Annotated in this window: 25 protein-coding genes; 17 read left to right on the top strand and 8 right to left on the bottom strand. The window is 33.9% G+C overall.

Annotated elements, in window-relative coordinates; all coding sequences use genetic code 11:
- The first annotated feature begins 7 nt into the window (after nucleotides 1-7).
- The 7 genes from EJA19_RS02370 (at nucleotide 8) to sufD (ending at nucleotide 5,938) form a co-directional block, all read left to right on the top strand.
- Nucleotides 8-1,090 (top strand): cytochrome-c peroxidase, encoded by a 1,083-nt coding sequence (locus EJA19_RS02370; RefSeq protein ID WP_125466738.1) that lies wholly within the window; start codon nucleotides 8-10, stop codon nucleotides 1,088-1,090.
- 102 nt (nucleotides 1,091-1,192) lie between these two features.
- Nucleotides 1,193-1,522, top strand: a complete 330-nt coding sequence (locus EJA19_RS02365; RefSeq protein ID WP_125466737.1) for a HesB/IscA family protein — start codon at nucleotides 1,193-1,195, stop codon at nucleotides 1,520-1,522.
- Nucleotides 1,523-1,543: 21 nt separating this feature from the next.
- The gene (gene sufB, locus EJA19_RS02360; RefSeq protein ID WP_125466736.1) at nucleotides 1,544-2,992 is read left to right on the top strand and encodes a Fe-S cluster assembly protein SufB; all 1,449 of its coding nucleotides are present in this window, start codon (nucleotides 1,544-1,546) and stop codon (nucleotides 2,990-2,992) included.
- 11 nt (nucleotides 2,993-3,003) lie between these two features.
- Entirely contained in the window at nucleotides 3,004-3,384 is a 381-nt protein-coding gene (locus EJA19_RS02355) for a hypothetical protein (protein ID WP_125466735.1), read from the top strand.
- A 4-nt stretch (nucleotides 3,385-3,388) separates the two neighbouring features.
- Nucleotides 3,389-4,141, top strand: a complete 753-nt coding sequence (gene sufC / locus EJA19_RS02350) for a Fe-S cluster assembly ATPase SufC (protein WP_125466734.1) — start codon at nucleotides 3,389-3,391, stop codon at nucleotides 4,139-4,141.
- 42 nt (nucleotides 4,142-4,183) lie between these two features.
- Entirely contained in the window at nucleotides 4,184-4,543 is a 360-nt protein-coding gene (locus EJA19_RS02345; RefSeq protein ID WP_125466733.1) for a four helix bundle protein, read from the top strand.
- An 81-nt stretch (nucleotides 4,544-4,624) separates the two neighbouring features.
- Nucleotides 4,625-5,938 carry a Fe-S cluster assembly protein SufD gene (gene sufD / locus EJA19_RS02340; protein WP_125466732.1) on the top strand — a complete coding sequence of 438 codons (1,314 nt, stop codon included), beginning with the start codon at nucleotides 4,625-4,627 and terminating at the stop codon, nucleotides 5,936-5,938.
- Between the two features lie 38 nt (nucleotides 5,939-5,976).
- Here sufD and EJA19_RS02335 read toward each other — a convergent pair whose 3' ends face one another.
- The 3 genes from EJA19_RS02335 to EJA19_RS02325 all read right to left on the bottom strand — a co-directional run bounded on the left by EJA19_RS02335 (nucleotide 5,977) and on the right by EJA19_RS02325 (nucleotide 8,575).
- Nucleotides 5,977-7,632 (bottom strand): serine hydrolase domain-containing protein, encoded by a 1,656-nt coding sequence (locus tag EJA19_RS02335; protein WP_125466731.1) that lies wholly within the window; start codon nucleotides 7,630-7,632, stop codon nucleotides 5,977-5,979.
- A 179-nt stretch (nucleotides 7,633-7,811) separates the two neighbouring features.
- Nucleotides 7,812-8,240, bottom strand: a complete 429-nt coding sequence (locus EJA19_RS02330) for a hypothetical protein (RefSeq protein ID WP_125466730.1) — start codon at nucleotides 8,238-8,240, stop codon at nucleotides 7,812-7,814.
- The gene (locus EJA19_RS02325) at nucleotides 8,237-8,575 is read right to left on the bottom strand and encodes a PadR family transcriptional regulator (RefSeq protein WP_125467125.1); all 339 of its coding nucleotides are present in this window, start codon (nucleotides 8,573-8,575) and stop codon (nucleotides 8,237-8,239) included. Before EJA19_RS02325 ends, EJA19_RS02330 begins: the two co-directional genes overlap by 4 nt.
- Nucleotides 8,576-8,696: 121 nt before the next feature.
- Here EJA19_RS02325 and EJA19_RS02320 point away from each other — a divergent pair, with 121 nt between their 5' ends.
- The 8 genes from EJA19_RS02320 to EJA19_RS02285 all read left to right on the top strand — a co-directional run bounded on the left by EJA19_RS02320 (nucleotide 8,697) and on the right by EJA19_RS02285 (nucleotide 14,959).
- Nucleotides 8,697-9,926, top strand: a complete 1,230-nt coding sequence (locus EJA19_RS02320; protein ID WP_125466729.1) for an aminotransferase class V-fold PLP-dependent enzyme — start codon at nucleotides 8,697-8,699, stop codon at nucleotides 9,924-9,926.
- Between the two features lie 159 nt (nucleotides 9,927-10,085).
- Complete coding sequence (locus EJA19_RS02315) at nucleotides 10,086-11,159, top strand: zinc metalloprotease (protein ID WP_125466728.1); 1,074 nt, start codon at nucleotides 10,086-10,088, stop codon at nucleotides 11,157-11,159.
- Nucleotides 11,160-11,237: 78 nt separating this feature from the next.
- Entirely contained in the window at nucleotides 11,238-11,696 is a 459-nt protein-coding gene (locus EJA19_RS02310; RefSeq protein ID WP_125466727.1) for a hypothetical protein, read from the top strand.
- Between the two features lie 39 nt (nucleotides 11,697-11,735).
- On the top strand, nucleotides 11,736-12,158 hold the full coding sequence (locus EJA19_RS02305) for a SufE family protein (RefSeq protein ID WP_125466726.1): 423 nt from the start codon (nucleotides 11,736-11,738) through the stop codon (nucleotides 12,156-12,158).
- A gap of 1 nt (nucleotide 12,159) precedes the next feature.
- A complete protein-coding gene (locus EJA19_RS02300) occupies nucleotides 12,160-12,486 on the top strand; it encodes a DUF59 domain-containing protein (protein ID WP_125466725.1) in 327 nt (108 codons plus the stop codon).
- A gap of 4 nt (nucleotides 12,487-12,490) precedes the next feature.
- Nucleotides 12,491-12,997: a DUF2480 family protein gene (locus EJA19_RS02295; RefSeq protein ID WP_125466724.1), complete on the top strand. Its 507-nt coding sequence runs from the start codon at nucleotides 12,491-12,493 to the stop codon at nucleotides 12,995-12,997.
- A 73-nt stretch (nucleotides 12,998-13,070) separates the two neighbouring features.
- A complete protein-coding gene (locus tag EJA19_RS02290; RefSeq protein WP_125466723.1) occupies nucleotides 13,071-14,012 on the top strand; it encodes a DUF3078 domain-containing protein in 942 nt (313 codons plus the stop codon).
- Nucleotides 14,013-14,038: 26 nt separating this feature from the next.
- A complete protein-coding gene (locus EJA19_RS02285; RefSeq protein ID WP_125466722.1) occupies nucleotides 14,039-14,959 on the top strand; it encodes a DUF3078 domain-containing protein in 921 nt (306 codons plus the stop codon).
- 34 nt (nucleotides 14,960-14,993) lie between these two features.
- Here EJA19_RS02285 and hflX read toward each other — a convergent pair whose 3' ends face one another.
- Nucleotides 14,994-16,202, bottom strand: a complete 1,209-nt coding sequence (gene hflX, locus EJA19_RS02280) for a GTPase HflX (RefSeq protein WP_125466721.1) — start codon at nucleotides 16,200-16,202, stop codon at nucleotides 14,994-14,996.
- Between the two features lie 86 nt (nucleotides 16,203-16,288).
- On the opposite strand from hflX, the gene EJA19_RS02275 reads away from it, so the two are divergent.
- Nucleotides 16,289-17,233 carry an endonuclease/exonuclease/phosphatase family protein gene (locus tag EJA19_RS02275; RefSeq protein ID WP_125466720.1) on the top strand — a complete coding sequence of 315 codons (945 nt, stop codon included), beginning with the start codon at nucleotides 16,289-16,291 and terminating at the stop codon, nucleotides 17,231-17,233.
- A gap of 50 nt (nucleotides 17,234-17,283) precedes the next feature.
- Here the strand turns inward: EJA19_RS02275 and EJA19_RS02270 are convergent, their stop codons facing one another.
- Nucleotides 17,284-18,666 (bottom strand): DUF5689 domain-containing protein, encoded by a 1,383-nt coding sequence (locus EJA19_RS02270; RefSeq protein ID WP_125466719.1) that lies wholly within the window; start codon nucleotides 18,664-18,666, stop codon nucleotides 17,284-17,286.
- 40 nt (nucleotides 18,667-18,706) lie between these two features.
- Nucleotides 18,707-21,523, bottom strand: a complete 2,817-nt coding sequence (locus EJA19_RS02265) for a carboxypeptidase regulatory-like domain-containing protein (protein ID WP_125466718.1) — start codon at nucleotides 21,521-21,523, stop codon at nucleotides 18,707-18,709.
- Between the two features lie 139 nt (nucleotides 21,524-21,662).
- On the opposite strand from EJA19_RS02265, the gene EJA19_RS02260 reads away from it, so the two are divergent.
- Nucleotides 21,663-22,724 (top strand): endonuclease/exonuclease/phosphatase family protein, encoded by a 1,062-nt coding sequence (locus EJA19_RS02260; RefSeq protein WP_125466717.1) that lies wholly within the window; start codon nucleotides 21,663-21,665, stop codon nucleotides 22,722-22,724.
- A 61-nt stretch (nucleotides 22,725-22,785) separates the two neighbouring features.
- On the opposite strand, the gene EJA19_RS02255 is transcribed toward EJA19_RS02260, so the two are convergent.
- Together EJA19_RS02255 and EJA19_RS02250 are read right to left on the bottom strand one after the other, a co-directional pair.
- Nucleotides 22,786-23,223: a hypothetical protein gene (locus EJA19_RS02255; protein ID WP_125466716.1), complete on the bottom strand. Its 438-nt coding sequence runs from the start codon at nucleotides 23,221-23,223 to the stop codon at nucleotides 22,786-22,788.
- Nucleotides 23,224-23,323: 100 nt separating this feature from the next.
- Nucleotides 23,324-25,930 carry a TonB-dependent receptor gene (locus EJA19_RS02250; protein WP_125466715.1) on the bottom strand — a complete coding sequence of 869 codons (2,607 nt, stop codon included), beginning with the start codon at nucleotides 25,928-25,930 and terminating at the stop codon, nucleotides 23,324-23,326.
- Between the last annotated feature and the right edge of the window lie 173 nt (nucleotides 25,931-26,103).

Below are 26,103 nucleotides of genomic sequence, written 5' to 3'. Positions count from 1 at the left end.
AAAAGTAATGAAAAACCGCTGGTATATTCATATTATAATCATATTTCTATTAAGTTCCTGCTCAAGTAGCAGTTCCGATAATGATTATGTACCAACGCAAAACACCCCAACACCGTCGCCGTTAGACATTCCTCAGGTTTTTGAAGACAATATCATAGCCCCAATAATCCCCACAGATAACCCACAAACAGTTGAAGGCGTAGCTTTAGGAAAAAAATTATTTTTCGACCCTATTCTATCTGTAGATTTTACTCAAGCATGTGCTAGTTGCCACTTACCTCAAAATGCATTTACAGATAGTAATACGTTTAGTACTGGTGTAAATGGCGATTTAGGCATAAGAAATTCTATGCCACTATTCAACCTTGCCTGGAATTACGACGAAAACTTTTTTTGGGATGGCAGAGCTTTTAGGTTAGAACATCAAGCCCTACAACCTGTAACCGATCCTACCGAAATGGCAAATACTTGGAGCGAAGTGGTTACTAGATTAAACAACCATGAAGAATATCCAGACCTTTTTAAAGCTGCTTTTGGTAACCAAAATATCACCAAAGAATTAACAACCAAAGCCATTGCGCAATTTGAAAGAACCTTAATTTCTGCTAATTCTAAATTCGACCAATATTTACTAGGTCAAGCGACGTTAACAACGCAGGAACAAAATGGTCTAAATATTTTTATGGATGAAGATCGTGGCGATTGCTTTCATTGTCACGGAAACCCTAATAATCCATTATGGACAGACAATGCCTTTCATAATAATGGACTAGATACCACTTTTTCAGATAACGGCTTAGGACAAATTACAGGCGATCCAGCCGATAACGGCAAATTTAAATCGCCATCATTACGAAACCTAGCCTACACAGCACCCTACATGCACGACGGGCGTTTCTCCACATTAGATGAGGTTATAAACCACTACAGCGAAGGTTTGCAAGACTCCCCTACCATTGATCCTTTAATGAAAAAAGTAGATCAAGGCGGCGTACAACTTTCAAATCAAGATAAAGCCGATTTAAAAGCTTTTTTACTCACACTCTCAGATCCATCCTTTATCAACAACCCAAACTTCTCAAACCAATAGCTAAACCCTATCACACTATTTATTAATATAATGTTAGGTAATATGGTAAAACCCTACTTATATTGTATATTTGCATTCTATTTTAATTAATCTAAATAATATATGATAAAAGTATCGGAATCAGCTAAAAAGAAAGTCATTGAATTAATGACTGAAGACGGCTATAACGCTGAGACAGACTTTGTTCGCGTTGGCGTAAAAAGTGGCGGTTGTTCTGGTTTATCATACGATTTAAAATTTGATAAAGAACAGCTAGAAGGCGATAAAGTTTTTGAAGATAACGACGTAAGAATTATTGTTGACAAAAAAAGCTTTTTGTACCTTATAGGAACCACATTAGAATATTCCGGTGGATTAAACGGCTCTGGGTTTGTTTTTAACAACCCTAATGCTAATAGAACCTGCGGATGTGGCGAATCATTTTCACTGTAACTTTTTGAAGCGAGAAAACTAATGAGCAAGTATACCGAAGACGATTTAAGAGAAGAACTAAAAACCAAAGAATACGAGTACGGGTTTTATACCGACATAGAATCGGACACATTCCCTGTAGGCTTAAATGAAGATATTGTTCGTGCTATTTCAAAGAAAAAGAACGAACCAGAATGGATGACCGAATGGCGTTTAGAAGCCTTTCGTGTTTGGCAAGATATGGTAGAACCCGATTGGGCTAACGTACATTATGACAAACCAGATTTTCAAGCCATTTCGTATTATTCGGCACCAAATAAAAAACCTAAGTACGAAAGCTTAGATGAAGTAGATCCAGAATTGTTAGATACATTTAACAAACTGGGCATCTCTCTAGACGAGCAAAAAAAACTAGCTGGTGTTGCTGTAGATGTTGTCATGGATTCGGTTTCCGTAGCCACAACGTTCAAGAAAACATTAGCAGAAAAAGGCATTATTTTCTGTTCCATTTCCGAGGCCATTCAAGAACACCCCGAATTGGTTAAGAAATACATTGGTACCGTTGTTCCTAAAAAGGACAACTTTTATGCGGCATTAAACAGCGCTGTATTTAGCGATGGTAGTTTCTGTTATATTCCAAAAGGTGTGCGCTGCCCAATGGAATTATCTACGTATTTTCGTATCAACCAAGCAGGAACAGGACAATTTGAAAGAACCCTTGTTGTAGCCGATGAAGGTAGCTATGTAAGTTACCTTGAAGGTTGTACTGCACCAATGCGTGACGAAAACCAACTACACGCCGCTGTGGTTGAATTAATTGCTTTGGATGATGCCGAAATAAAATACTCTACCGTACAAAACTGGTATCCAGGAAATGCCGAAGGTAAAGGTGGTGTGTTCAATTTTGTGACCAAACGTGGGTTGTGCGAGAAAAACGCTAAAATCTCTTGGACACAAGTTGAAACAGGAAGTGCTGTAACATGGAAATATCCTAGCTGTATACTTAAAGGCGATAATTCTGTTGGCGAATTTTACTCGATTGCAGTCACCAACAATTTTCAACAAGCCGATACAGGTACCAAAATGATTCATTTAGGTAAAAACACCAAATCAACCATTATCTCCAAAGGTATTTCTGCAGGAAAATCGCAAAACAGTTACCGTGGATTGGTTCAAGTTAACTCGCGCGCAGAAAACGCCCGTAACTTTTCGCAATGTGATAGTTTATTAATGGGTAACGAATGTGGTGCACATACCTTTCCATATATAGAAAATAAAAATCAAACCTCGCAGATAGAGCACGAAGCAACAACCAGTAAAATTGGTGAAGATCAAATTTTTTACTGTAACCAACGTGGTATAGATACCGAAAAAGCCATTGCTTTAATAGTCAACGGATTTAGTAAAGAAGTATTAAACAAATTACCTATGGAATTTGCTGTTGAAGCTCAAAAGTTATTAGAAATAAGCTTAGAAGGATCTGTAGGATAATAACAAACACTATGAAAAAATTAGCACTATTACTTTTAACGTTTACATTACTAGTATCCTGTAAAAACGATACTAAAAAACAAGATACAGAAAGTGATAATTACACACTACTAAAAGGAGAGTTTGTGTATTTAGCTGATGCTGCTGTGCTACAAACCAACTTAGAAGTTTACGGCGTTATTATTAACGACAAAATGCACGAGTTAGATAACCAAGTAAAACAATATAAAAAAGAAGATACCGATATGGTTCCTGTTGAAATAATGGGACTAATTACACCTAAACCTGAAAATGAGGAAGGTTGGCCATTTCGAGTTGAAATAAAAGAAATTATTAAGGTCTCTAAACCAGACCCAAACAATAAAGACGTTGTTAAATTAGGAAGCGAATAAGACTATGTTAAAGATTAAAAACCTACACGCAAGTGTTGAAGATAAAGGAATTTTAAGAGGTATTAACCTTGAAGTTAACCCAGGTGAAATACATGCTATCATGGGACCAAATGGTTCTGGGAAAAGCACGTTAGCCTCTGTAATTGCTGGAAAAGAAGAATACGAAGTAACCGAAGGTGAAATTATTTTTGAAGGTGAAGATATTAATGAATTAGATGCCGAAGAACGCGCTCACAAAGGGGTGTTTTTATCGTTTCAATATCCTGTAGAAATCCCAGGGGTTTCGGTAACTAATTTCATGAAAACAGCTATTAACGAAACTCGAAAAGCAAAAGGGCTTGATGATATGCCAGCCAACGAAATGCTTAAAATGATTCGTGAAAAATCTGAACTTCTAGAAATAGACCGTAAGTTTTTATCTCGCTCTTTAAACGAAGGGTTTTCTGGTGGTGAAAAAAAACGTAACGAAATTTTCCAGATGGCAATGCTAGAACCAAAACTAGCCATCCTTGACGAAACCGATTCTGGTTTAGATATCGATGCATTACGTATTGTAGCTAACGGCGTTAACAAACTAAAAACTAAAGACAATGCCGTAATCGTCATTACGCATTACCAACGCTTACTAGACTATATTGTACCAGATTATGTACATGTTTTACATCAAGGAAAAATCGTAAAATCTGGATCTAAAGAATTAGCTCATGAGCTTGAAGAAAAAGGGTACGATTGGGTAAAAGAAGAAGTTAACGTTTAATAGTCTAAAGTTGGAACGCCGAAAGTCTCAAAGTTAAAAGTAATGAAAAAAATAAATGCTTTTGAAGATATAATTGCTTGGCAAAAAGCCAGGTTATTTAATAAAAGTGTTTATACTATTACTAATAAAAACTTTGAACGTGATTTCGATTTAATTAGACAAATAAGAAGAGCTTCGGTTTCAATATCGTCAAATATTGCTGAAGGTTTTGAACGTAACACCGATAAAGAATTTATCCACTTTTTATTTGTCGCAAAAGCATCGGCAGGCGAAGTTAGATCTCAATTGTATTTAGCATTAGATTTAAACTATCTAACTCAAAAAGAATTCGACCAATTAAGTTCTGAAATCATTGAAATTTCAAAACTTATAAGTGGTTTTATAACATATTTAAACAAATAATTCACTTAAGTATAAATGTCTTAACGGTCATGTTTTTTTAACTTTCGACTTTAAGACTTTTAACTTTAAGACTAATACATAATGGAATTACAAGATAAATTAGTATCATCATTTATGGCTTTCGAGGATCATTTAGAAGACGCCTCGCCCATACATGATGTAAGAAACCAAGCCATTAAATTGTTTGAGCAAGAAGGCTTTCCTACAAAAAAGGATGAAGCTTGGAAATACACTTCTCTAAAATCTGTTTTAAAACACGATTACAGCTTATTCCCTAAACAGGAAACAAGTATAGAATACAAAGACATAAAAAAATACCTAATTCACGATATTGATTCGTACAAGATTATTTTTGTTGATGGTAAATACTCATCTTACCTTTCTGAAACAACTCACGATGGTATAGATGTTTGCTTAATGTCTGCTGCTTTAGCAAAACCTAAGTATCGCTTAGTTATTGAAAATTATTTTAATAAAGCTGCGACAAAAGATAGTCTATCATCTTTAAACACTGCATTTTCAAGTGAAGGTGCTTACATTCATATTTCTAAAAACAAGCTTGTTGAAAAACCAATTCAAATTGTGCATTTTTCTACAGGTAACGAAGCCGCTTTAATGCTTCAACCTAGAAATTTAATTGTGGTTGACGAGAATTCTCATGTTCAAATTATAGAACGTCACCAGAGTCTTACCAATAATCCTGTATTAACCAATTCGGTAACGGAGATTTTTGCCAATAAACGCGCTATTGTTGACTATTACAAAATTCAGAACGACAATCAAAATGCCTCTTTAATAGATAATACATTTATTAAACAAAAGCAAGAAAGTCACGCTTCTGTACATACCTTTTCGTTTGGTGGAAAATTAACGCGTAACAACCTTAATTTTTATCAAAACGGTGAACGTATGGATTCTACCTTAAAAGGTATCACTATTATTGGAGACAAACAACACGTAGATCATAATACTTTAGTACATCATATTGAGCCTAATTGCGAAAGTCATCAAGATTACAAAGGTATTTTTGGCGACAGTGCTACAGGTGTTTTTAATGGCAAAGTGGTTGTTGAAAAAGAAGCTCAAAAAACTAATGCTTATCAATCTAACAACAATATTTTGGTAAGTGATAAAGCGACTATCAACTCTAAGCCACAATTAGAAATTTTTGCAGATGATGTAAAATGCTCTCACGGTTGTACTATTGGCCAATTAGACGAAAGTGCTATGTTTTATATGCGTTCGCGAGGTATTCCTGAAAAGGAAGCTAGAGCATTACTTATGTATGCCTTTAGCAATAATGTTTTAGAAAGTGTAAAAATTCCTGAAATAAAACAACGCATTACCAAACTTATTGCTAATAAACTTGGTGTTGATATTGGGTTTGATTTGTAAATCTTACTAAGAAACATAAATAAAAAAAGGATGGCTATTTAGCGGTCCTTTTCTTTTTTAAAAACAATATCTTTCACCGTTCCGTCGCAAGATAATAGCATTTCAGTAATCTCATTATTTTTATCTTTCACAAAATGATAGAGCGTTCTATCGTTATTTCCAAATTCGTTTAATTGAATAGGCTTTAAAGTAATGTTTTCATGACCTTTATAACTTAGTTTAAGCGTATTGTTTTCTGTATAAAAATGATAGCTAACATCTAATTCTTCAGCATAAAAGTCACCAATATAATCTGATATATTTACCGCGTTTGTATCAACAAAATGAGCGCGTTTAAAATAAAATGGCGTGCCACCAAATGAAATTATCATATCATGATTTTCAGAAATAGTGAAATCATACTTCACATTTTCACTTTGTGCTCTATGAAATTTATCCTTAGCAAATTGTACGAGAGAAACAGGCATTTTACCCATTGAACCCAAAGCTTTCAAAGTGTCATTCTCAACAAATAGCGTCATGGTCATATCGCTATTCACTTCTTTGTACTCACTTACAAAATTATTAACGTCTTGATTTTCAAAGGATATATTCGTTTCATTTTCCACTTGACCGACCTCTTCATTGTATAAAAGAATATCTAAAATTTGATAAGCGATTCTTGTTGCATTGATAATTTGCGTGTTTGTTAAAACAACAATGCCTATTTGCTTTTCTTTAAGGGCAAGTAAGTGCGAGCGCCCACCAAAACCATAGCCACTATGCCCAACAACATTAAAACCTTTATAGGTGTCTAACATTAGTCCTCTAGCATAGTTTGCTTTTTTTCCAGAGTTTAACGTTTCCGTGTGTTTTAAAAATTGCGCTAAGGGTTTAAAGCGAGGGATCTGTTCGTTTAGCATTCGCGTCCATATAGCTAAATCGTTCACAGAAGCATACATACTTCCTGCGCCATAGCTTAACTGGTTACTCGTTGAAAACTTAAAACCATTGTTATCTTTTTTATAACCAACGGCTTTATTTTTAACTGGTTTACCATATTCTACCCTAACAAAAGTGGTATTCATTTTTAACGGGTTAAAAACATGATGCTTCAAATAGTCGTTTAAGTTTTGTCCAGAAATACGCTCTATAATAATGGTCAATAAATTATAATTGGTATTGGAATAGCTTACTTTTTCACCTGGCTGATGGTTTAGGTGCTTTTGTTTGATAGCTAATTCCAAAACAGTGTTATTATCGTAATAAGCTGAATCGTAATCAAAACCAGCTAAATACATTAGAGTATGATAATTTCTAATGCCGCTAGTATGATTTAATAAATGTTTAATCTTAATAGATTTATCATACTCTGGAAATTCTGGCAAATAAGTTCTAATGTCATCTTCCAAACTGATCTTTTGGTCTTTAATCAAAGACCAAATAGCAGATGCTGTAAATTGTTTTCCAATAGATGCAACATTGTAAACGGTAGAGTCTGAATTTTTAACAGTATAATCTAAATTGGAAAGTCCGAAGCCTTTGGAATAGACAGGCTTACCTTCATTAATAACTTTTACACTTAATCCTGGCGCATCGTTAGAATTGTAAACACTTAACAGTTTATCAATCTTTTCAGTAAAATTGGTTTGTGCATTAACATTACAAGCAACCAATAAACTAAAAACTACAATACCATATTTTAAGACTGACATTGCTTGTATTTTTGATAAAAATAGGTTGGTATTAGTCCAAAATTAAGAAACAAAAAACCAATAAATACGATGATACCTCTGTAAGGCCAAGTTAAAAACTCAAACATGGCACCAACACCAAGAATATAAAAGGTAATAAAACCAAGAATATAAAATGATTTTTTTCATATTTATAGTGTTTAAGAAAATTTATGAATAGCTAGTTTATACTTAAAATATAAGTGTATGGGAAGAATAACTAAAACTGAAAGTGCAGTAGCAGCTAACAACCAAGCATTAGCATAAGGCCATTGCATCATTTGAAAAACTAAACTCATAACTAAAAGCAGGATAACTACAAACCCCACATAAAATTTCAGCCTGTTAATTGTAATTATCTGTTTAGCAAATTTTTGATAATTGGTTTCTAATTGCAAATTCTGAAAGCTCGCATAACCACCAAACTTCCGTATCGCTTTTTGATATAATGTATTAAAATCACTGGTCTCTTCATTTTCAATATAAGTGCATATATGATCAACTAAATCCTCTCTCAACGCTTTATCTTCAACACCATAAAGTGTTAAACTACGCTCTATAAAATCGATATGTTTGTCTGTTAACTTCATGATATTGTTGGTTTAACATTAAAAATAGTTTGTAACGTTATTATAAAATCGTTAATCTCTTTCGTTGCCTCAATCACTTTTTGTTTCCCGTCTTTAGTAACACTGTAATACTTCCTTACACGCTTGCCTACATATATTTTTTCCGTAACCAAAACTCCTTGAGCTTCTAGTTTATGAAGAATGGGATACAACGCTCCTTCAGAAATATCAATCTTACCAGAAGTTAGTTTTTTAACCTCTTGCGTAATCTCATAACCATACATTTTATCCCTACTACTAATTAGTTTTAAAATGATGGGTTGTAACGTTCCTTTAGTCAATTCTTTACTATACATATCACAAATATACATTTTTTTTAAATACATTTTATAAAAATGTATTGTTTTTTACAATCACAACTTAAAATGCACCTCTATTTATGTTTATAGATACACCAATGCTTTGTACCTTTGTGCCATGAAATTAGAGACACCTTTTAATGTTGAAGCCTTAAGAAAAGATTTCCCTATCCTTAATCGTAAGGTTAACGGAAAGCCTTTGGTCTATTTTGATAATGCGGCCACATCGCAAACACCACAACAAGTCATCAATTGTATTGCAGATTATTACACTAACTACAATGCCAATATACATCGTGGTGTGCATAGTTTAAGTCAAGAAGCCACAGATAAATACGAAGTAGCACGGCTTAAAATTCAAAAACATTTTAACGCCAACAAGCCTTACGAAATCATTTTTACTTCTGGGACAACTCACAGTATTAACTTAGTAGCCAATGGGTTTTCATCTTTATTAAATACAGGCGATGAAATTATTGTTTCGGCCTTGGAACATCATAGCAACATTGTGCCTTGGCAAATGCTTTGTGAACGTACAGGAGCAGTTTTAAAGGTTATTCCTATGAATGCAGATGGCGAATTGGTAATTTCAGAGTACGATAAACTACTTAACAATAATACCAAACTAGTTTTTGTTAATCACATTTCAAACGCTTTAGGAACCATAAATCCTATTGAAGAGATTATTAAAAAAGCGCATCAATTTGGTGCTGCGGTTTTAGTGGATGGGGCTCAAGCATGTCCACATATAAAACCCAATGTTCAAGCTTTAGATGTTGATTTTTATGTGGCATCTGCACATAAAATGTGTGGGCCAACAGGCGTTGGAATCCTTTACGGAAAAGAAGAATGGCTTAATAAATTACCTCCTTACCAAGGTGGTGGTGAAATGATTGCCGAAGTCACTTTTGAAAAAACCACTTACGCCAATTTACCGCATAAATTTGAAGCAGGAACACCAAACATTTGCGGCGGTATTGCTTTTGGAGCTGCAATAGACTACATGAATGCTATTGGTTTTGATAATATTTCCAATTACGAACATAAACTTTTAGAGTACGGAACAAAAAAACTACTCGAAATTGAAGGCTTAAAAATTTATGGCACCTCGAAACATAAAACCTCGGTTATTTCCTTTAACATTGAAGGTATTCACCCATACGACATAGGCACTTTACTAGATAAAATGGGTATTGCTGTTAGAACCGGGCATCATTGTGCACAACCTATCATGGATTACTATAAAATTCCAGGAACCGTTCGTGCCTCGTTTGCCTTTTATAACACCAAAGCAGAAATAGACGCCTTAGTTGAAGGGGTTAAAAAAGCAAAAATGATGTTATCATAAAGCTCACCCAAATTACAACTATTAAGCGCCCTAATTGGGCGCTTTTTTTATTTTACAAAAATGCATTTCATCGAAAAAATGGATTAAAATAATTTATTTCATATGTTTTTAACATTTTTTTTATACTTTCAACCGATTTTAATTAAAAACACACTAATAATGAAAAAACTATTTTTAAGCTTAACTGCGTTAGGGTTAATCTTGTCATCTTGTAGTGACGATTCAAATGAAAACTTAGCAAACGATCAGCAATCTAAAATTGATATGAGCGATTTTTATGTTTATACAGATGCTGACATAGATGAAACAAATAGATTAGCGGAAGGAAAAGGAAAATCCTGTTATTCTATGGTTAATCTTAATAGATTGCTAAATGAAAACCCTGGGTTAGAAAAGAAAATGTACGATATAGAATATAACACAAGAGCTTTTATTGCTGGAAAAAAACCAGATGGTGTAGGAAACGGCAATGGTAATGGCGGCGGTGGAAATGATGGCGGCGGAGACGGCGGCGGAACAGGCGATAATTTAGGTGTTATAAACATTCCTGTTTATGTACATGTAGTTTACAGCAACTCTGCTGAAAATGTTAGCGACCAACAAATTAACTCTCAAATCGCTGTTTTAAACGAAGATTTTAGAGCAACAAATAACGATTTAAACCAAGTGCCTTCAGAATTTTCAAGTGTTGTAACAGATTCTGAAATTAATTTTACCCTTGATGGCGTGTTCAGACATGCTAATCCGCAAACATCTTGGGGAACAAACGATGCTGTTAAAAACGAATATCCTCCTATCACACCAGAAACTCACTTAAACATTTGGGTATGTAATCTTGGTGGTGGCATTTTAGGATATGCGCAATTCCCAGGTGGTCCTTCTAACACAGATGGCGTAGTATTGCTTTATTCTTCTTTACCAGGTGGTTCTGCAGCACCATATAACGAAGGTAGAACAGCTACTCACGAAGTAGGGCATTACTTAAACTTAAGACATATTTGGGGTGACGGTAGATGTAACAGAGATGATTTTGTTGCTGATACACCAGAATCTGATGGTCCTAACTATGGTTGCCCATCTTACCCAACAGTTAATTGTAGATCTACCGATATGACTATGAACTATATGGATTATGTAAATGATGCTTGTATGTATATGTTCTCTGAAGGACAAAAAGAGAGAATGCGTGCTATTTTCCAGTCTGGAGGATCAAGATCGGCTATGGCTAATTAAAAAAGCTATGTCATAACAAATTAAAAAAGACGTCAACTTTGGCGTCTTTTTTGTATTATTATAGTAAAACATACTACTATGAAAATTCTTACTATATTATTTAGTGTCTTTGTTATGAATTCTTGTGGAACTTCAAAAAACAATAACACAACAAGTCTAGCTGAATTAAAACAAACCGACGACACTTATATTTTTAACTATAAAGCGGTCACTAGAGGAAGTTTTAAAGAAATAAAAGTAACCCCGGAAAGCATCACATATCAAAACGGATTAAACTCAAAACCTATTACAAAACCTGTATCTAAAGAAGCTTATCAAAGTCTTATAGAAAAAGTAGAGGTTTTAAATTTAGACGATTTAAAAACTCTAGAAGCCCCTTCAAAAGCGTTTCAATATGATGGTGCCTTAATCGCCAATTTAAAAATAACGCGTAATAATAATTCGTATCAAACCACATCTTTTGATCATGGAAACCCACCTAAACTTATTAAAGCTTTGGTAGAGGAATTGTTATCATTATCTGAAAAGGTTGAATAGCAACTTTACTATTTGTATTTTTGCATAAAAGAAAACAACGTGAGTATTACTGAAATACAAAATGAGATTATAGACGAATTCTCAATGTTTGACGATTGGGAAGAACGTTACCAATACATGATAGATTTAGGCAAAACATTGCCATTAATTGACGAACAATACAAAACTGACGATCATCTTATAAAAGGGTGTCAAAGTCGTGTTTGGGTTCATGCCAATTTAGAAGGCAACAAAGTCGTGTTTACTGCAGATAGCGATGCCATTATTACCAAAGGTATTATTGCTATTTTAATACGTGTATTTTCAAATCAACACCCAAAAGATATTATTGAAGCAAATACCGATTTTATTGATAAAATTGGGCTTAAAGAACATTTATCACCAACCCGTGCAAACGGTTTGTTAAGTATGATTAAACAACTCAAAATGTATGCTGTAGCATACCAAACACAATTAAGTTAAAATGAGCGAAACCACAATAGATACCAATGCCTTAGGAGAGCAAATAGTAAAAGTTTTAAAATCTATTTTCGATCCTGAAATACCCGTAGACATTTACGAATTAGGGTTAATTTATGATGTTTTTGTAAACGAAGATTACGATGTTAAAATTTTAATGACGTTAACTACACCTAATTGCCCTGTAGCCGAAACACTTCCTATGGAAGTTGAAGAGAAAGTAAAATCCTTAGACAACGTTAAAAGCGCCGAAGTAGAAATTACGTTCGATCCACCTTGGAGTCAAGACCTTATGAGCGAAGAAGCCAAGTTAGAATTAGGCATGTTATAACATTATGGCAGAAGAGATTATAAATCGTATTGCTAACAGTAAGTTAGTTACTCTAGACTTGGAAGACTTTTACCCAAAAGGACAACGAATCGTTTTTGATATAAAAGACTGGTTGTACGAAGAACTTATTCTTAAAGAAAAAGACTTTAGGAATTATGTAGAACAGCACGACTGGAGTCAATATAAAGACACTTATATAGCATTAACCTGTAGCGCCGATGCCATTATTCCTTCTTGGGCGTTTATGCTAATTACCACAAAACTAACACCTTTTGCCAATACTGTAACGGTTGGTAATTTAGACACGCTAGAAACCGTTATTTACCAAAATATTATAAATAGCTTACCGTTAGAAGACTACAAAGACAAGCCTATTATTATAAAAGGCTGCGCTAATAAACCCATCCCCGAGTCTGCTTACACGTTACTTATTTCTAAATTACAACACATAGCAAAATCGATTATGTTTGGTGAAGCTTGCTCTACCGTACCTTTATTTAAGAAAAAATAGTTTTGCAACTATTTACCCTAACTATTATATTTGCAGGCTTTTAAAATTTAAAACAACAATAAAAACAAAACATATGACTAAAAATTTACTTACAGCCATCTTGTTTTTGCTAACCTTAAGTACAGGGTTTGCTCAAACTTTAGAAGAGTTAAAAGCCAAACAAGCTGCTAAAAAAGATTCTATTGCAGCTATTCAAGGGCGAGTTGACGACATTCAAAAACAAATTGATGAGATGCCTGGTTGGCGATTTGGGGCTGTTGGTATTATTGGTGGTAGTTTCTCAGAGTTTAATAACTGGTACGCACAAAGTTCGCCAAATAACTCCTCTGGTAAAATTGGTGTTACTTTTACACCTTATGCTAAATTAATTAAGGAAAATTACTTTTGGTACAACAATGCTAATGTTAATCTTAGCTGGGTTAAATTTGATGATAAAGACGACCCGACAGACGAGAAAGATTGGCGCGAAGCTACAGATGTATTTAATGTAACCTCTCTTTTTGGTTATAACCTAACAAAAACCATTGCTGTGTCTACTCTAGCCGAATACAGAACAACCGTATTAGATAACTTTAACGATCCAGGTTATTTAGATGTTGGTGTTGGTGCTACTTGGAAACCTAATGCCGACTTAGTTGTTGTGGTACATCCATTAAACTACAACTTTGTTTTTGCTGATAATGACGCTGTTTTCGATTCCTCTTTAGGTGCTAAAATTGTAGCTAACTATACGAAAACTTTTGGTGGCATTAACTTTATCTCTAATTTATCTGCTTTTCAAAGTTATAAAGATTCAGACCTTTCAAACTGGACATGGATAAACTCTGCTAGCTATACATTATGGAAAGGCATAGGTGTTGGTGTTGAAGTTGGCTTGAGAAATAATAAACAAGAAGCGTTAAATTATGCTATAGGACAATACGATGCAACCACTACAAATCCAGAACCAACATTCGACAATGTAGATAACGATATTCAAGTTTACACTACTTTTGGTTTAAGCTATTCTTTTTAAGCTAACCAATATTAAAAACACGTATTATGAAGAAATCGCTATTAATCATCTGCTTTATCACGTGCTATTTTATAACTAATGCACAAGATGCTACTGTAAAAGCAGACTCTTTAGAAGGTTGGAAAGGCTCTGGAAAAATCACACTCTTAGTTAACCAAACAGCATTTGCTAATTGGCAAGCTGGTGGCGACAATAACTTAGGTGCCAATGCTAGTATAAACTACGACCTTAATTATACTAAAGGTGCTTGGATATGGGATAATAAACTTCTTGCTAACTATGGTATTAGTATTAACGAAGATGATGGTAAAAGAAAAACCGATGATCGTTTAGAAATTAACTCCATTGCTGGTAGGAAAATGAAAAATGAAAATTGGATTTTTTCCTTTTTTATGAACTTTAAAACCCAGTTTTCTGATGGCTACGATTATAATGACGATTTTATCGGCGACAACGAAGATTACAGAACTTCCGGACCATTTAAACCAGCTTATTGGAGTTTTGGACCAGGTTTTTTATGGAAAAAAAGCGACAATTTAAATGTTAACTTAGCGCCAGCAACTTCAAAATTTACCTTTTTAACAGGTGAAGTTTTCACAATTAATGACGATGATAGCAATAATGTTTTTTACGAGTCTAGTGACGATGTTGAAACTTACGGTGTTGCGCCAGGAAGAGGCATTTTATATGAATTTGGTTTAAATGTTAGAGGCTACTATAAGTTTAATATCATGAAGAATATTAGCATGGAAAACATAATCATGCTGTATTCTAATTATTTAAATAAGCCTTTAAACACCGATATTGATTACACCATGAATATGGTTATGAAAATTAACGATATATTTTCAACAAACCTTACCTTCCAAACCATATACGATGATGATGCCTTTGAAGGTTTTCAAATTAGAGAGGTTTTTGGTTTAGGTATTCATGTAAACCTATAAATAAAAAAGCGTTTCAAAATAGAAACGCTTTTTTTTATTCTTCATCATAATCTGGATACAGAAAGTTATTATAAGGAAATCGTGTGACATGAATTTTCCTAACTTCTTGATAAACCTTCTTCCTAAACGACTCCATATTGTCTTTGTTTAATGCCGATATAAATAACGCATTACCATCCATTTTATTCATCCAGGTGCGTTTCCACTCTTTTAAGCTATAATTAGCTGTTGTCCGCTCAGTCATTAAATCATCCTTATCAAACGGTTCTGGTTCGTAGGCATCAATTTTATTAAACACCATAATTGTTGGTTTATTAGCACTTTCTATTTCGCCTAGTATTTTGTTTACAGATTCTATATGTTCTTCAAAATTAGGGTGAGAAATATCAACCACATGTAATAATAAATCGGCTTCTCTAACTTCATCTAGAGTACTTTTAAAACTCTCTACTAATTGTGTTGGTAGTTTTCTAATAAATCCAACGGTATCGGTCATTAAAAACGGTAAATTTTTAATAACAACTTTTCTTACCGTAGTATCTAAGGTAGCAAACAACTTATTTTCGGCAAATACTTCACTTTTGCTTACCACATTCATTAATGTTGATTTTCCTACGTTAGTATACCCTACTAAAGCTACACGAATTAGCTGTCCACGGTTACCACGTTGCACAGCCATTTGTTTATCAATAGTCTTTATTTTCTCTTTTAATAAGGCTATTTTATCGCGTACAATACGTCTATCTGTTTCAATCTCAGTTTCACCAGGCCCACGCATACCAATACCTCCTTTTTGGCGTTCTAAGTGTGTCCACATCCCTTTTAAGCGTGGTAATAAGTATTCACACTGTGCTAATTCTACTTGTGTTCTAGCATAACTTGTCGTGGCACGTTGCGCAAAAATATCTAGAATTAAATTGGTTCTATCTAACACTTTACATCCTAGAATTTTACTAATATTTCGTTCTTGAGCTGGAGAAAGCTCATCATCAAAAATAGCAGTACCAATATTATTCTCTTTAATAAAAACTCTTACATCATCTAATTTTCCTGAACCTATAAAGGTTTTGGGGTTTGGCGTATCTAGTTTTTGGGTAAATCGTTTTACAACTTCACCACCGGCTGTATAAGTTAAAAACTCAAGCTCGTCTAAATATTCTTTAGATTGTACTTCATCTTGGTCTTGAGTTATAATCCCTATCAACACCGCATTTTCTAGCTCTATATTTTTCTTTTCTAACATAGTTACAAAGTTACGAGTATTAAAGTTATTTTCAGAAAAAACGAAACGCCTATTAATCTGTATATTTACAAAAAACATAATTGCTTATGCCTAAAAAACAGTTTACTGTAGCTTTTTATAATCTGGAGAATCTTTTTGATATTTATGATGATGACTCAACCCATGACAATGATTTTTTACCAAATTCTGCCAAGCGCTGGACCTCTAAGCGATATTATAACAAAATACGAAAACTATCTTACGCTATAAAAAACATTGGCTTGGAAGAAACTAATTTTCCTCCGGCTTTACTAGGTTTTGCCGAAGTAGAAAACAAATTAGTTTTACAGGATTTGATTGATTCTAGCGATTTAAAACATTACAAATACGATTTCGTGCATTATAATTCTCCAGACGAACGCGGTATAGATGTGGCATTATTATACAATAAAACCATATTTACCGTTACACGTTCCGAACCTTTTTCTGTAGATATTTATAATGAAGATGGTACAAAAGATTACACAAGAGATATTTTATTAGTCACCGGTCAATTAGACAATTCCCAAGTGCATATTATTGTAAATCATTGGCCATCTCGCCATGGTGGCAAAGATATTACAGAACAAAAACGCTTGACTGCTTCAAATGAAGTGGATAACATTATAAACTTGATTAAACAAGAGCATGAGAGCCCTAAAATTATTGTTATGGGCGATTTTAATGATGATCCATCCAATAAAAGTATGACGCAACTAACCGAAAAACAAGGTCTGTTTAATCCTATGAGGACATTACAATCTCATGACAAAGGTACCACGGTACATTATACGGATTGGAATTTGTTTGATCAGATTTTGTTTAGCACCAATTTTTTTGAAAAAAGAAAAGGTGAACTTACGTATAAAGAAAGTGATATTTTTAACGAGCGCTTTTTACAAGTTTTTAAAGGCAAATATGAAGCTGCGCCTTTTAGAACCTATATTGGTAAAAAATACCAAGGTGGTTACAGCGACCATTTTCCTGTATATATTCTTTTAGAATCTTATTAATAAAAAAGCCTGCAAATTGCAGGCTTTTTATTATATCTAATACATGTTAATTATGGAACATAAACTGTTACGTTTTCTACATGTAATGTCATGTTTTCGTTTGAAGTATCACTTCCTGTATATCTAAAAGCAATGTAAGCTGTACCTGAATAAGTTGATAAATCTATTTCTCCAGAGCTTGTAAATGTAAACCAGCTATCGTAATCTTCTATATAACTTACAGCAAATTCTAAAGATGTCCACGTAGCTGTGGCAATACCTTCTTCTGTTCCATCAAAATCAGTAGAAATTAACACGTCTAATGGGTCGTGTCCAGAATCTGGATAAGCATGTTCTGTTTGAAACGATAGTAATTCTCCTTCTTGAGCATCTAAATCGATACCTGGAGTAATTAACCAACCAATATTAGAAGAATCGCCTGAGTTGTATGGGTTATATTCTGCATATCCGTTATTACTAAACACTTGCTCTGTCCAAAGTACCGATCCAGCCTCAGCATAGTTAATCCAACCATCAATATTTAATGTTGTACCATCTACTGCAGAGTTAAAAGACTCTTCAAATACAGGATCACATCTTTCTTGATCAAAATAAATATCTTCTGTAGTATTAAGAACCATTACTCTTGGTGAACCACCAAATCCTTGCGTAATAACACCAGAAATACTTCCTCTACCATCTGTAGGTAAAGGTTCTTGTTTAAAACTAGCAAAAGAGCTTGTTTCTAACTGAAACTCTGAACCGTCTTCACAGCTAACCATTGAATATCTTGTATCGAAATCGTTTATTGGGTTATGAAAAGTCATACCTGAAACTGCCATTGGGAATTGCATATTGTTAAACGTAGCATAAACACCAAGGTGAGAATCGTTAACTGTTCCAGGAGTTAACTCTAAAGGAATAATCTCCATTGTGTTATCAGATCTAAAAAGGTGTAGCCCTATTTGGTTGGCTGTCATAGCTTCAACATTTCCACCATCTAACACACCTCCTACAGTAATAACATCTGAAGAGTTTTCACCTAAATATAATCCTTTAAGTTTAATGTAAACTTCTCTTCCCATATTAAATTGGTTGTAAGAATCTACCTGATTTAAAACAACGCCTATGGCTGCTGTTGGGTTTTCTGGGGCATCTTGTAAATAGAACTCTTTGTAGAAATTCCCTGTACGATCAGAAGAACTTACGTACCCTTTCACAACAATATCAGACTCTATTAATTGAGTTGCCCCTATATGCATAGCTTTTAATTCAGCAATCGTAACTTCTTGTAAGCTTTCATCTTCAATACCTTGTAATATGTTTTGAAGACCAGCGTTTTCTTCATTTCCTAAGCTTGCTGGCACTGCATAATCATCATCCTGAACACAGGATACAATAACTAAAGCTGCCATTAAGCCTGTTATTAGTGTTAAAAATTTATTAGTTTTCATAATCTTGTAATGTTTTAATTAATTTTTCTTTTTCTAGTATTTAGAATCTAAAGTTAAGGTTTAAAAAGTAAGTTGCACCGCGTCCGTACCAATATTTTGATCCGAAAACACGTTTAGGGCTATTTACATCGTCTCTAAGTTCTCTGTAATTAGCGTTTCTCCCTTGTTCAAAACCTCCTGTTTTATAAACTTCATCTAATAAGTTGTTTACACTCGCAAAAAGACCAATATAGTAATCGTCTATTTTCCAAGATTTACCTCCTATTAAATTAACAGTAAAGTAATCATTAAACTCTTCTTGTTTTAATAATTCTCTAGCAATATCTTCATCGTAATCATTAAACGGTAATCCATCTACATCTGTATAGAAGTTTCTTGTTCTTGTTAATGGACTTACATCTAAATAAGCATTGGAGAAATAATTTAACGTAGCACCAAACCACCAGTAATCTGGATCGCGGTACTCAAAGCCTACTGAGTAAGCTTGATGTGGACCTGCTGACAACTTATAATCTTTTAAGAAAGATTTTCCGTAAGACACGGTCTGACTATCTGAGGAAAGGTATAAGTTAGGATTATTGTCGTAAGTAAATTGTCCTACCGACGCTACCCCTTTAAGTTTTAGTGTTGGTAGTACTTGTGCTTCTATACCTAATTCGGCTCCAATATGTTTTTTATCTACGCCTTGTAAGGTTTCTGATATTAAATCGCTTGCTACTACTATACCTTGATCATTTTGAAAACCAAACACGCCATCGGCATAATAAAACGACACCTCATTAGCGTCTTCTATTTTTGTATAATACCCTGTTAATTTAGCTTTAACTATTGGTGAACGAAGAATATAACTTACATCTAAACTTGTTATTTTTTCTTCGGTAATTTCTCCAACACCATCTATGGCTTCTAAATTACTTACACCTACATAATCGTGATTAGAACGTGAGTTTGTATACGTGTTTCTTAACGTTGGTGCTTTTGTTAAATAGCCTGCATTGGCATCTATAATATGTTTACCTGTAATTTTGTATGTAAAACCTGCTTTAGCACCAAAACCATTAAACGTTAATTTTTCACCTTTACCATAAGAATTATCTTTAACAATTTGCCCCGCATCGTTAAACTCTACGTTAGCTTCATTTTGGAAAAGTCCTTCTCTCTGGTATTGGGTGTTGGTATAACTACCAGATAGATAGAAATCTATTTTTGTATATTTAAACTGTGCTTGTGCATACCCAGAAACCACATCGGCATATAAGTTATAATTATACCTATACTTATCTCCTACACCTAAAACTTGATTAGGGTTTCTGTAATCGTATTGGAAGCTATCAAAAGAATCAAAATTTAAATAACCTGTTGTACTTCCTAACATATCTAATATTTCCCCAAAGTTTTCTGATTTTAATTTTTTATAATTTACAGAAGCATTTAAAAGAATATTAGAGTTTAACTCTGTACTTAAAATAGAGTTAATGGTTAACTGTTTATCGTCAGACCTATCTTCATATAAAGCATAAGCAGCATTAACTCCATTCACATTATTGGTAACGTTAGCGTCAATAATACGTTCCCAATCAATTTGACCGCCATTAATAAAATTTTGTTCTAGTTGATAAGCCGTAGCGTAATCTGGCCCATCAGGATCTGCTAAAGCATAACTAGGTAAATTTTGATAATATGCTGGACTTGGGTTTCCACCACCAGCATAATCTAAACGACTGTTCCCTAGTTTACCAAATTGGTAACCAACATTGGTGTTTAAACGTGTTTTATCACTTATATCCCAATAATGGTTAAGCATTAAAATAGGCTCTTCAATCTCTTTAATTCTAGAGTTTTTCTTTTCGCCATCTAACCATCCCCAATACTCATTGTACTTTATACCTTTTAAATCATACACCTCTTGTGTATTTGGTGATGATTTACCACGTCTGTTTGGCGTGTAAATTGATGTAAAGTTTAAACTATGCTTTTCACCAAATTTCTTTTCAACAGTGGCAAAAAATGAATTTGAATCATAAAGTGTTGCCTCTTGATAGCCTTCTTTACCCCAACGTCTTGAAGCCATAAATGCAAAAGACCAACCTTTATCTAACTGCCCAGAGGCATAGCTAGCCATTAAACGATTGGTATAACTTCTGTTCGATGTTGAATAAGTAACACGGCCACCTTCTCTATACTGAGAGGCTCTAACATTCATGTTAGTTGTTCCTAAAATACCGCCAAAATTATACTCTGAAGGTTTTAGGCCTGTGGTTAATTCTTGGTTTCGAAGCATGTCGTTTAGGCCTCCCCAATTACTCCATTGTGGGCGACCATTGTACAACTTATTCATTTCGATTCCATTAATTAAAACCGATCCATTTTCAGAATCTAACCCTCGTACCCTAAAGAAAGACGAGCTAAACTCGAAAGCGGCTGTACGTTGAAAAACGTCTTGAGAAGATTGTAACAATCCAGAGATATTATCCATACCACTAGTATCATCATTCAACTCATCATCAGATAAGGTAATGGTAAACAAATCGGCATCGGTTACAACTTTATCTAAAGTCATATCCGTAATGTTTAACGTTTTACCTTCATTTACAATAATAGGGTATCGTTTAGATACATACCCATTTTTGGAAATCTGCAATACCTGTTCACCTAAAGGAACTTGTTGAAGAAATTGAAACTCTCCAGATGTATCAGTTGTTGTAGAAACACTAGTACCCTCAATGGTTACTGTTACATCTGGAATAGGCTCATACGAATCTCCTTCTGTTACACTTCCTTTAACCACAGTCTCTTGAGCTGCAGCGGTAAATGTAGCTAGAATTCCAAATAAAAAAATAAATAAACTTTTTTTCATACTTGAATTTATAGTTAATAGTTCTTTTTGCGTTAAATAATTATTATTTAAGGCTTGCAAATTTACATTTTTTATAATAAATATCTACTTTTGGCGCAACATTTGTATGAACGTAACACAAACATAACATTCTGATTAGATGAGAAAACTTAGACTATTTACAACAGCTATAATTACATTACTTGTCTTTGGACTTCAAGCACAAAACAAAAAAAAATACATCGCTCACACCGTGGCTTTTTACAATCTTGAAAATCTTTTTGACACTGAAAACGACCCAGATAAATATGATGAAGCCAGCCCCATTATGGAAATGAATGGTGATGTTGAAGAGGTTTACAAGAAAAAAGTGGTTAATATGGCTAAAGTTCTTGCCGATATTGGCAAAGAAGTCACTCACAATTCACCAGCTGTAATTGGGGTTTCTGAGGTTGAAAACATTCACGTTCTAGAAGACGTTGTAAACGACCCACAATTAGTTGATAAAGATTACGGTATTGTACACTACAATTCTCCAGACGAGCGTGGTATTGATGTGGCTTTAATATATCAAAAAGCGCTGTTTACGCCATTACACACAAGTAGTCACGAATTAGTTTTGTACGATGATAACTCTACAAAACGAGATTACACAAGAGACCAGCTATTAGTTAGTGGTAAATTAGATGGTGAAATGATTCATGTTATTGTTAACCACTGGCCATCGCGAAGTGGTGGAGAAGCAAGAAGTAGACCCAAGCGTGTAGCTGCAGCAAAGTTGAGTAAAAAACTAGTTGATTCGTTACAAAATAACGATCCTTACGCAAAAATATTTGTCATGGGCGATTTTAATGACAATCCTACAAACGACAGCCTTGCTAAGGTTTTAAAAGCTAATGATGAGGATAAAGAAGACGTTGCCTTTAAAGGTATTTATAACCCTTATTACAGCATGTTTAAAAAAGATGGTTTAGGAACTACTGGTTATAGAGATTCTTGGAGTTTATTCGATCAAATTCTTGTTAGTCAACCGCTACTAGAAAAAGACTTTTCTTCATTTAGATACTACAAAGCTGGTATTTATAACAAAAGTTATCTTGTAAGTAAACATGGTAGATGGAAAGGTTATCCTAAAAGAAGCTTCTCTAATGGGCGTTTTGCCGATGGCTATAGCGACCACTTCCCTGTGTATGTTTACGTTTTAAAAGAAGTAAAAGAATAACAATTATATTTAAACATAAAAAAGGCGACCTAATTGGTCGCCTTTTTTGTTATTATTTATCTTATCCTAACCAAGCATCCCAAGGAATTCGAGATAAGAACAATACCAATGCAATGGTGTAAAAAATAGCAATAGTATTAAACTTGGCTTTTGAGATTAATTTCTTTTTATGTTTAGAGTATCCTATGGTAATTAAAGCAATTGCTAAAATGTTTACAAATGGATGTTCAACAAGATATAATCTAGCTAGTGAATTACTCATAACACCACCTCCTAATTCGCTCCATAACTCAAACCTTGGTGATACAAAGTATAAAACCAAGCCAATTAATAACTGTAAGTGCGACACGATTAATGTAAAGAGTGATATTCTGAAATCGAAAGCCAGGTAATCTTTCCCTTTAGCTCTTTTAACAAGACTATTTATAACTGCAATAAAAAGGATTAACAGCACTATATAGGCCCAATAAGAATGTAATGTTTTAACAATGTCGTACATAATAAATTTAGATTAGTATTTATAATACACAAAGGTAATGAATATAGTCATAAAAAAACCCCTTCAAATTGAAGGGGTTTTTAATTCTATTATCTAATGATTAGAAGTTATAACGGATACCGAAGTTCCAAGTTCTACCATTACCAAAATATACTTGATTGTTAACATTTAAACCATCATAAGTTTGATCACCTGCTTCTGCTTTAATTGCTGTACTTGACTCTGAAATATACTCTTCATCTAAAACATTGTTCATGTTAAATCTTAAGTTCACAGAGTTAGTTTTATTTTTACCTACTAACATTTTATAAGAAATACCAGCATCAGTTACACCAAAACCAGGCAACTCTAAGTTTTCTTTTATAGCCCCAACATCAGCATACAAGTTATTATAGTATCTATAATCTGCATCAATGGAGAATCTTTCTAAGATTTCATAATCAAAACCTAAACCAAAGGTAGTTTGTGCAGCTCCACCAACTTTTCCTCCATCAACATCTTCCATTTCTACAGATAATGTATTAAGATTCTCATCTCTTGTTGTGGTTTGTGCATCACCAACATATTCCCAATTTCCTACAGAAACAAAACCTTTAAGTCTAAGTGCGCGGAAAGGTCTTGCTGTTAATTGAAGTTCTGCACCTGTATGTAATTGCTCCACTCCTTCGTCTGTTTCATAAAATAAATCATTAGTGTCACCGTCTGTATAAGAAGATGTTGTAACTCTATCTTTCCAAGATGTTCTATAAAGATCTAGACTTGCACTAAATACTGATGATGTATAAGTATATCCTAACTCTAATCCTAGAATTTTTTCATTCTCGGTTAATGGATTTATATCATTAGTATAGTTTAAGTAAATGTTGTCATGATATGGTTGACGCGAATAATACCCAGCATTAGCATAAACTGTATTTCTATCATTAAAAGAATAGCTACCACCACCCTTGATATTAAATCCAGTATTATTTACTGATTCGGACTCTTCTTCAGCTTCAACATATTGAAATCTATCCCATCTTATATGACTTTGAGTAGAAACTGACCCTTGTACAAAAGCTGAGAACTTGTCTGTTGCGTATTCTAATTGGCCAAAAACACCTCCATAATTAATACGTTCATCATAATCGTAATCTACTCTTTCATCTTCATCGGCATAATTAAACATAGTAGACCATGGGTTTATACTATAAGTTTCAGAAACCACATAAGAGCTTGGGTATTGTAAACTAATTCCACCTTCTTCAAATCCATTTAACCCTAGTAGGTTTACTAATTGTCTAAAGTGAGTTCCTTTGTATGTACGTAAATCAGCCCCAACATTCATAGAAAGGTTATCAGTTAACTGATTTTCATAGTTAGTCACTAAACCATACCAAGCATGGTTATTCATAGAGCCTCTAATTGCAGAACCTGTATATGTACTAGCATCTCCAATTCTATTAGGAACAGTACTATTATAATCTACAACAGCATTCCAGTTTATTAAACCATTGTCTGTTACACCGTTATCAATATAGGTGTTACCAGTACCATAACTTCCAGTTCCGCCACCGCGTCCCCATGATGCATATAATACGGTAGATAAATTAGATTTCTCATTAATATTCCAATCCCAGTTTAAGTTAGCAACTGGTTTATGATAAAAGTTTCTTCTTAAGCTTAAGTATTCTCCATTTAAGTAACCGTAGTTATAGTTATACTTTTTACCATAAGTTAAATAATCAGAAATTCTTTTTCTATAGTTTTGATCATGCCATTGTGGTGCACCAGTTAATAAGAAGTTTAACTCATGAGCATCATTAATTTTATACCCTAAAGAAATAAAATATGTTTGGCCTTGTCCTTTTGTTCCAAAGTTATAACCATCTCCTTGCCAATGAGACATCATAACCGAGGCTCCAAAACCTTTCTCATTAAGGCCAGTACTATAACTTAAGGTTGTTTTTAAGTAATTATTATACCCAGTAGTAACTGAGGCAAAACCTCCTTGATTTCTATCAGTTGCTTTGGTAATAAAGTTAACAGTACCACCAACAGAAGAAATGGCTAATTTAGAAGACCCTAAACCACGCTGAATTTGTACAGCACTAGCAATATCTGAAACTCCAGACCAGTTAGACCAGTACATTTTACCATCTTCCATACCATTAATTGGCTGACCGTTTAGTAAGAAGGCTGTGTTGTCTTGCTCAAATCCACGCACTCTAATGTTTGTATCTCCAAAACCACTTGCTTGGCTTGCTACATATACTGATGGTGTATTCACAAGAGTCATAGTCACATCTTGTGCGCCTACTTTTTCTTGAATTTCAGTAGCCTTAATGGTAGATACAGCTATTGGTGTTTTTCTATCTTCTGCTAAATCGATAAGTCCAGAACCTACAATTACAACTTCATCTAAAGAGTTGTCTGGCGTTAATGTGATAGATCCTAAATTCGTATCGCCATCAAAAGACACGGTTACTTTTCCATAACCTACGTATGATACCACAACTTCTCCTGAAGCAGCTTCAGTTGTTATGGTAAAATTTCCATCAAAGTCGGAAGACACTCCGTTTGAAGTCCCTTTCTCAACAATGTTTGCACCTGGTAATGGCGCATTCATTTCGGCATCCATTACAGTACCAGTTACTGTACTTTGAGCCATAGAAAAAGCAGTAAACATAAACGCTACTGCTACAAAAAATCTAGTAATGTTTCTCATTTTTATAAAAAGATAATTGGTTTTAATTCTCGGCAAAATTACGCAACTCTTTCAAATATATATATTACGTAATTGTTAATTATGCATGCATATTACTTCTTTACTTTACTAATAAGCAAGTTACACATACTAACAACTAATTATCAGATGTTTAAGCAGTTTTAATTAACAAA

It is taken from the genome of Mangrovimonas spongiae, from assembly GCF_003944795.1.
In the GTDB taxonomy this organism is placed as follows: Bacteria; Bacteroidota; Bacteroidia; order Flavobacteriales; family Flavobacteriaceae; genus Mangrovimonas; species Mangrovimonas spongiae.
This window is presented reverse-complemented; position numbering and strand designations above follow the sequence as displayed.

Coding starts and splice junctions, on each gene's coding strand:
- EJA19_RS02370 (WP_125466738.1), top strand. CDS start 8: ATGAAAAACCGCTGGTATATTCATATTATAATCATATTTCTATTAAGT.
- EJA19_RS02365 (WP_125466737.1), top strand. CDS start 1,193: ATGATAAAAGTATCGGAATCAGCTAAAAAGAAAGTCATTGAATTAATG.
- sufB (WP_125466736.1), top strand. CDS start 1,544: ATGAGCAAGTATACCGAAGACGATTTAAGAGAAGAACTAAAAACCAAA.
- EJA19_RS02355 (WP_125466735.1), top strand. CDS start 3,004: ATGAAAAAATTAGCACTATTACTTTTAACGTTTACATTACTAGTATCC.
- sufC (WP_125466734.1), top strand. CDS start 3,389: ATGTTAAAGATTAAAAACCTACACGCAAGTGTTGAAGATAAAGGAATT.
- EJA19_RS02345 (WP_125466733.1), top strand. CDS start 4,184: ATGAAAAAAATAAATGCTTTTGAAGATATAATTGCTTGGCAAAAAGCC.
- sufD (WP_125466732.1), top strand. CDS start 4,625: ATGGAATTACAAGATAAATTAGTATCATCATTTATGGCTTTCGAGGAT.
- EJA19_RS02335 (WP_125466731.1), bottom strand. CDS start 7,632: ATGTCAGTCTTAAAATATGGTATTGTAGTTTTTAGTTTATTGGTTGCT.
- EJA19_RS02330 (WP_125466730.1), bottom strand. CDS start 8,240: ATGAAGTTAACAGACAAACATATCGATTTTATAGAGCGTAGTTTAACA.
- EJA19_RS02325 (WP_125467125.1), bottom strand. CDS start 8,575: ATGTATAGTAAAGAATTGACTAAAGGAACGTTACAACCCATCATTTTA.
- EJA19_RS02320 (WP_125466729.1), top strand. CDS start 8,697: ATGAAATTAGAGACACCTTTTAATGTTGAAGCCTTAAGAAAAGATTTC.
- EJA19_RS02315 (WP_125466728.1), top strand. CDS start 10,086: ATGAAAAAACTATTTTTAAGCTTAACTGCGTTAGGGTTAATCTTGTCA.
- EJA19_RS02310 (WP_125466727.1), top strand. CDS start 11,238: ATGAAAATTCTTACTATATTATTTAGTGTCTTTGTTATGAATTCTTGT.
- EJA19_RS02300 (WP_125466725.1), top strand. CDS start 12,160: ATGAGCGAAACCACAATAGATACCAATGCCTTAGGAGAGCAAATAGTA.
- EJA19_RS02295 (WP_125466724.1), top strand. CDS start 12,491: ATGGCAGAAGAGATTATAAATCGTATTGCTAACAGTAAGTTAGTTACT.
- EJA19_RS02290 (WP_125466723.1), top strand. CDS start 13,071: ATGACTAAAAATTTACTTACAGCCATCTTGTTTTTGCTAACCTTAAGT.
- EJA19_RS02285 (WP_125466722.1), top strand. CDS start 14,039: ATGAAGAAATCGCTATTAATCATCTGCTTTATCACGTGCTATTTTATA.
- hflX (WP_125466721.1), bottom strand. CDS start 16,202: ATGTTAGAAAAGAAAAATATAGAGCTAGAAAATGCGGTGTTGATAGGG.
- EJA19_RS02275 (WP_125466720.1), top strand. CDS start 16,289: ATGCCTAAAAAACAGTTTACTGTAGCTTTTTATAATCTGGAGAATCTT.
- EJA19_RS02270 (WP_125466719.1), bottom strand. CDS start 18,666: ATGAAAACTAATAAATTTTTAACACTAATAACAGGCTTAATGGCAGCT.
- EJA19_RS02265 (WP_125466718.1), bottom strand. CDS start 21,523: ATGAAAAAAAGTTTATTTATTTTTTTATTTGGAATTCTAGCTACATTT.
- EJA19_RS02260 (WP_125466717.1), top strand. CDS start 21,663: ATGAGAAAACTTAGACTATTTACAACAGCTATAATTACATTACTTGTC.
- EJA19_RS02255 (WP_125466716.1), bottom strand. CDS start 23,223: ATGTACGACATTGTTAAAACATTACATTCTTATTGGGCCTATATAGTG.
- EJA19_RS02250 (WP_125466715.1), bottom strand. CDS start 25,930: ATGAGAAACATTACTAGATTTTTTGTAGCAGTAGCGTTTATGTTTACT.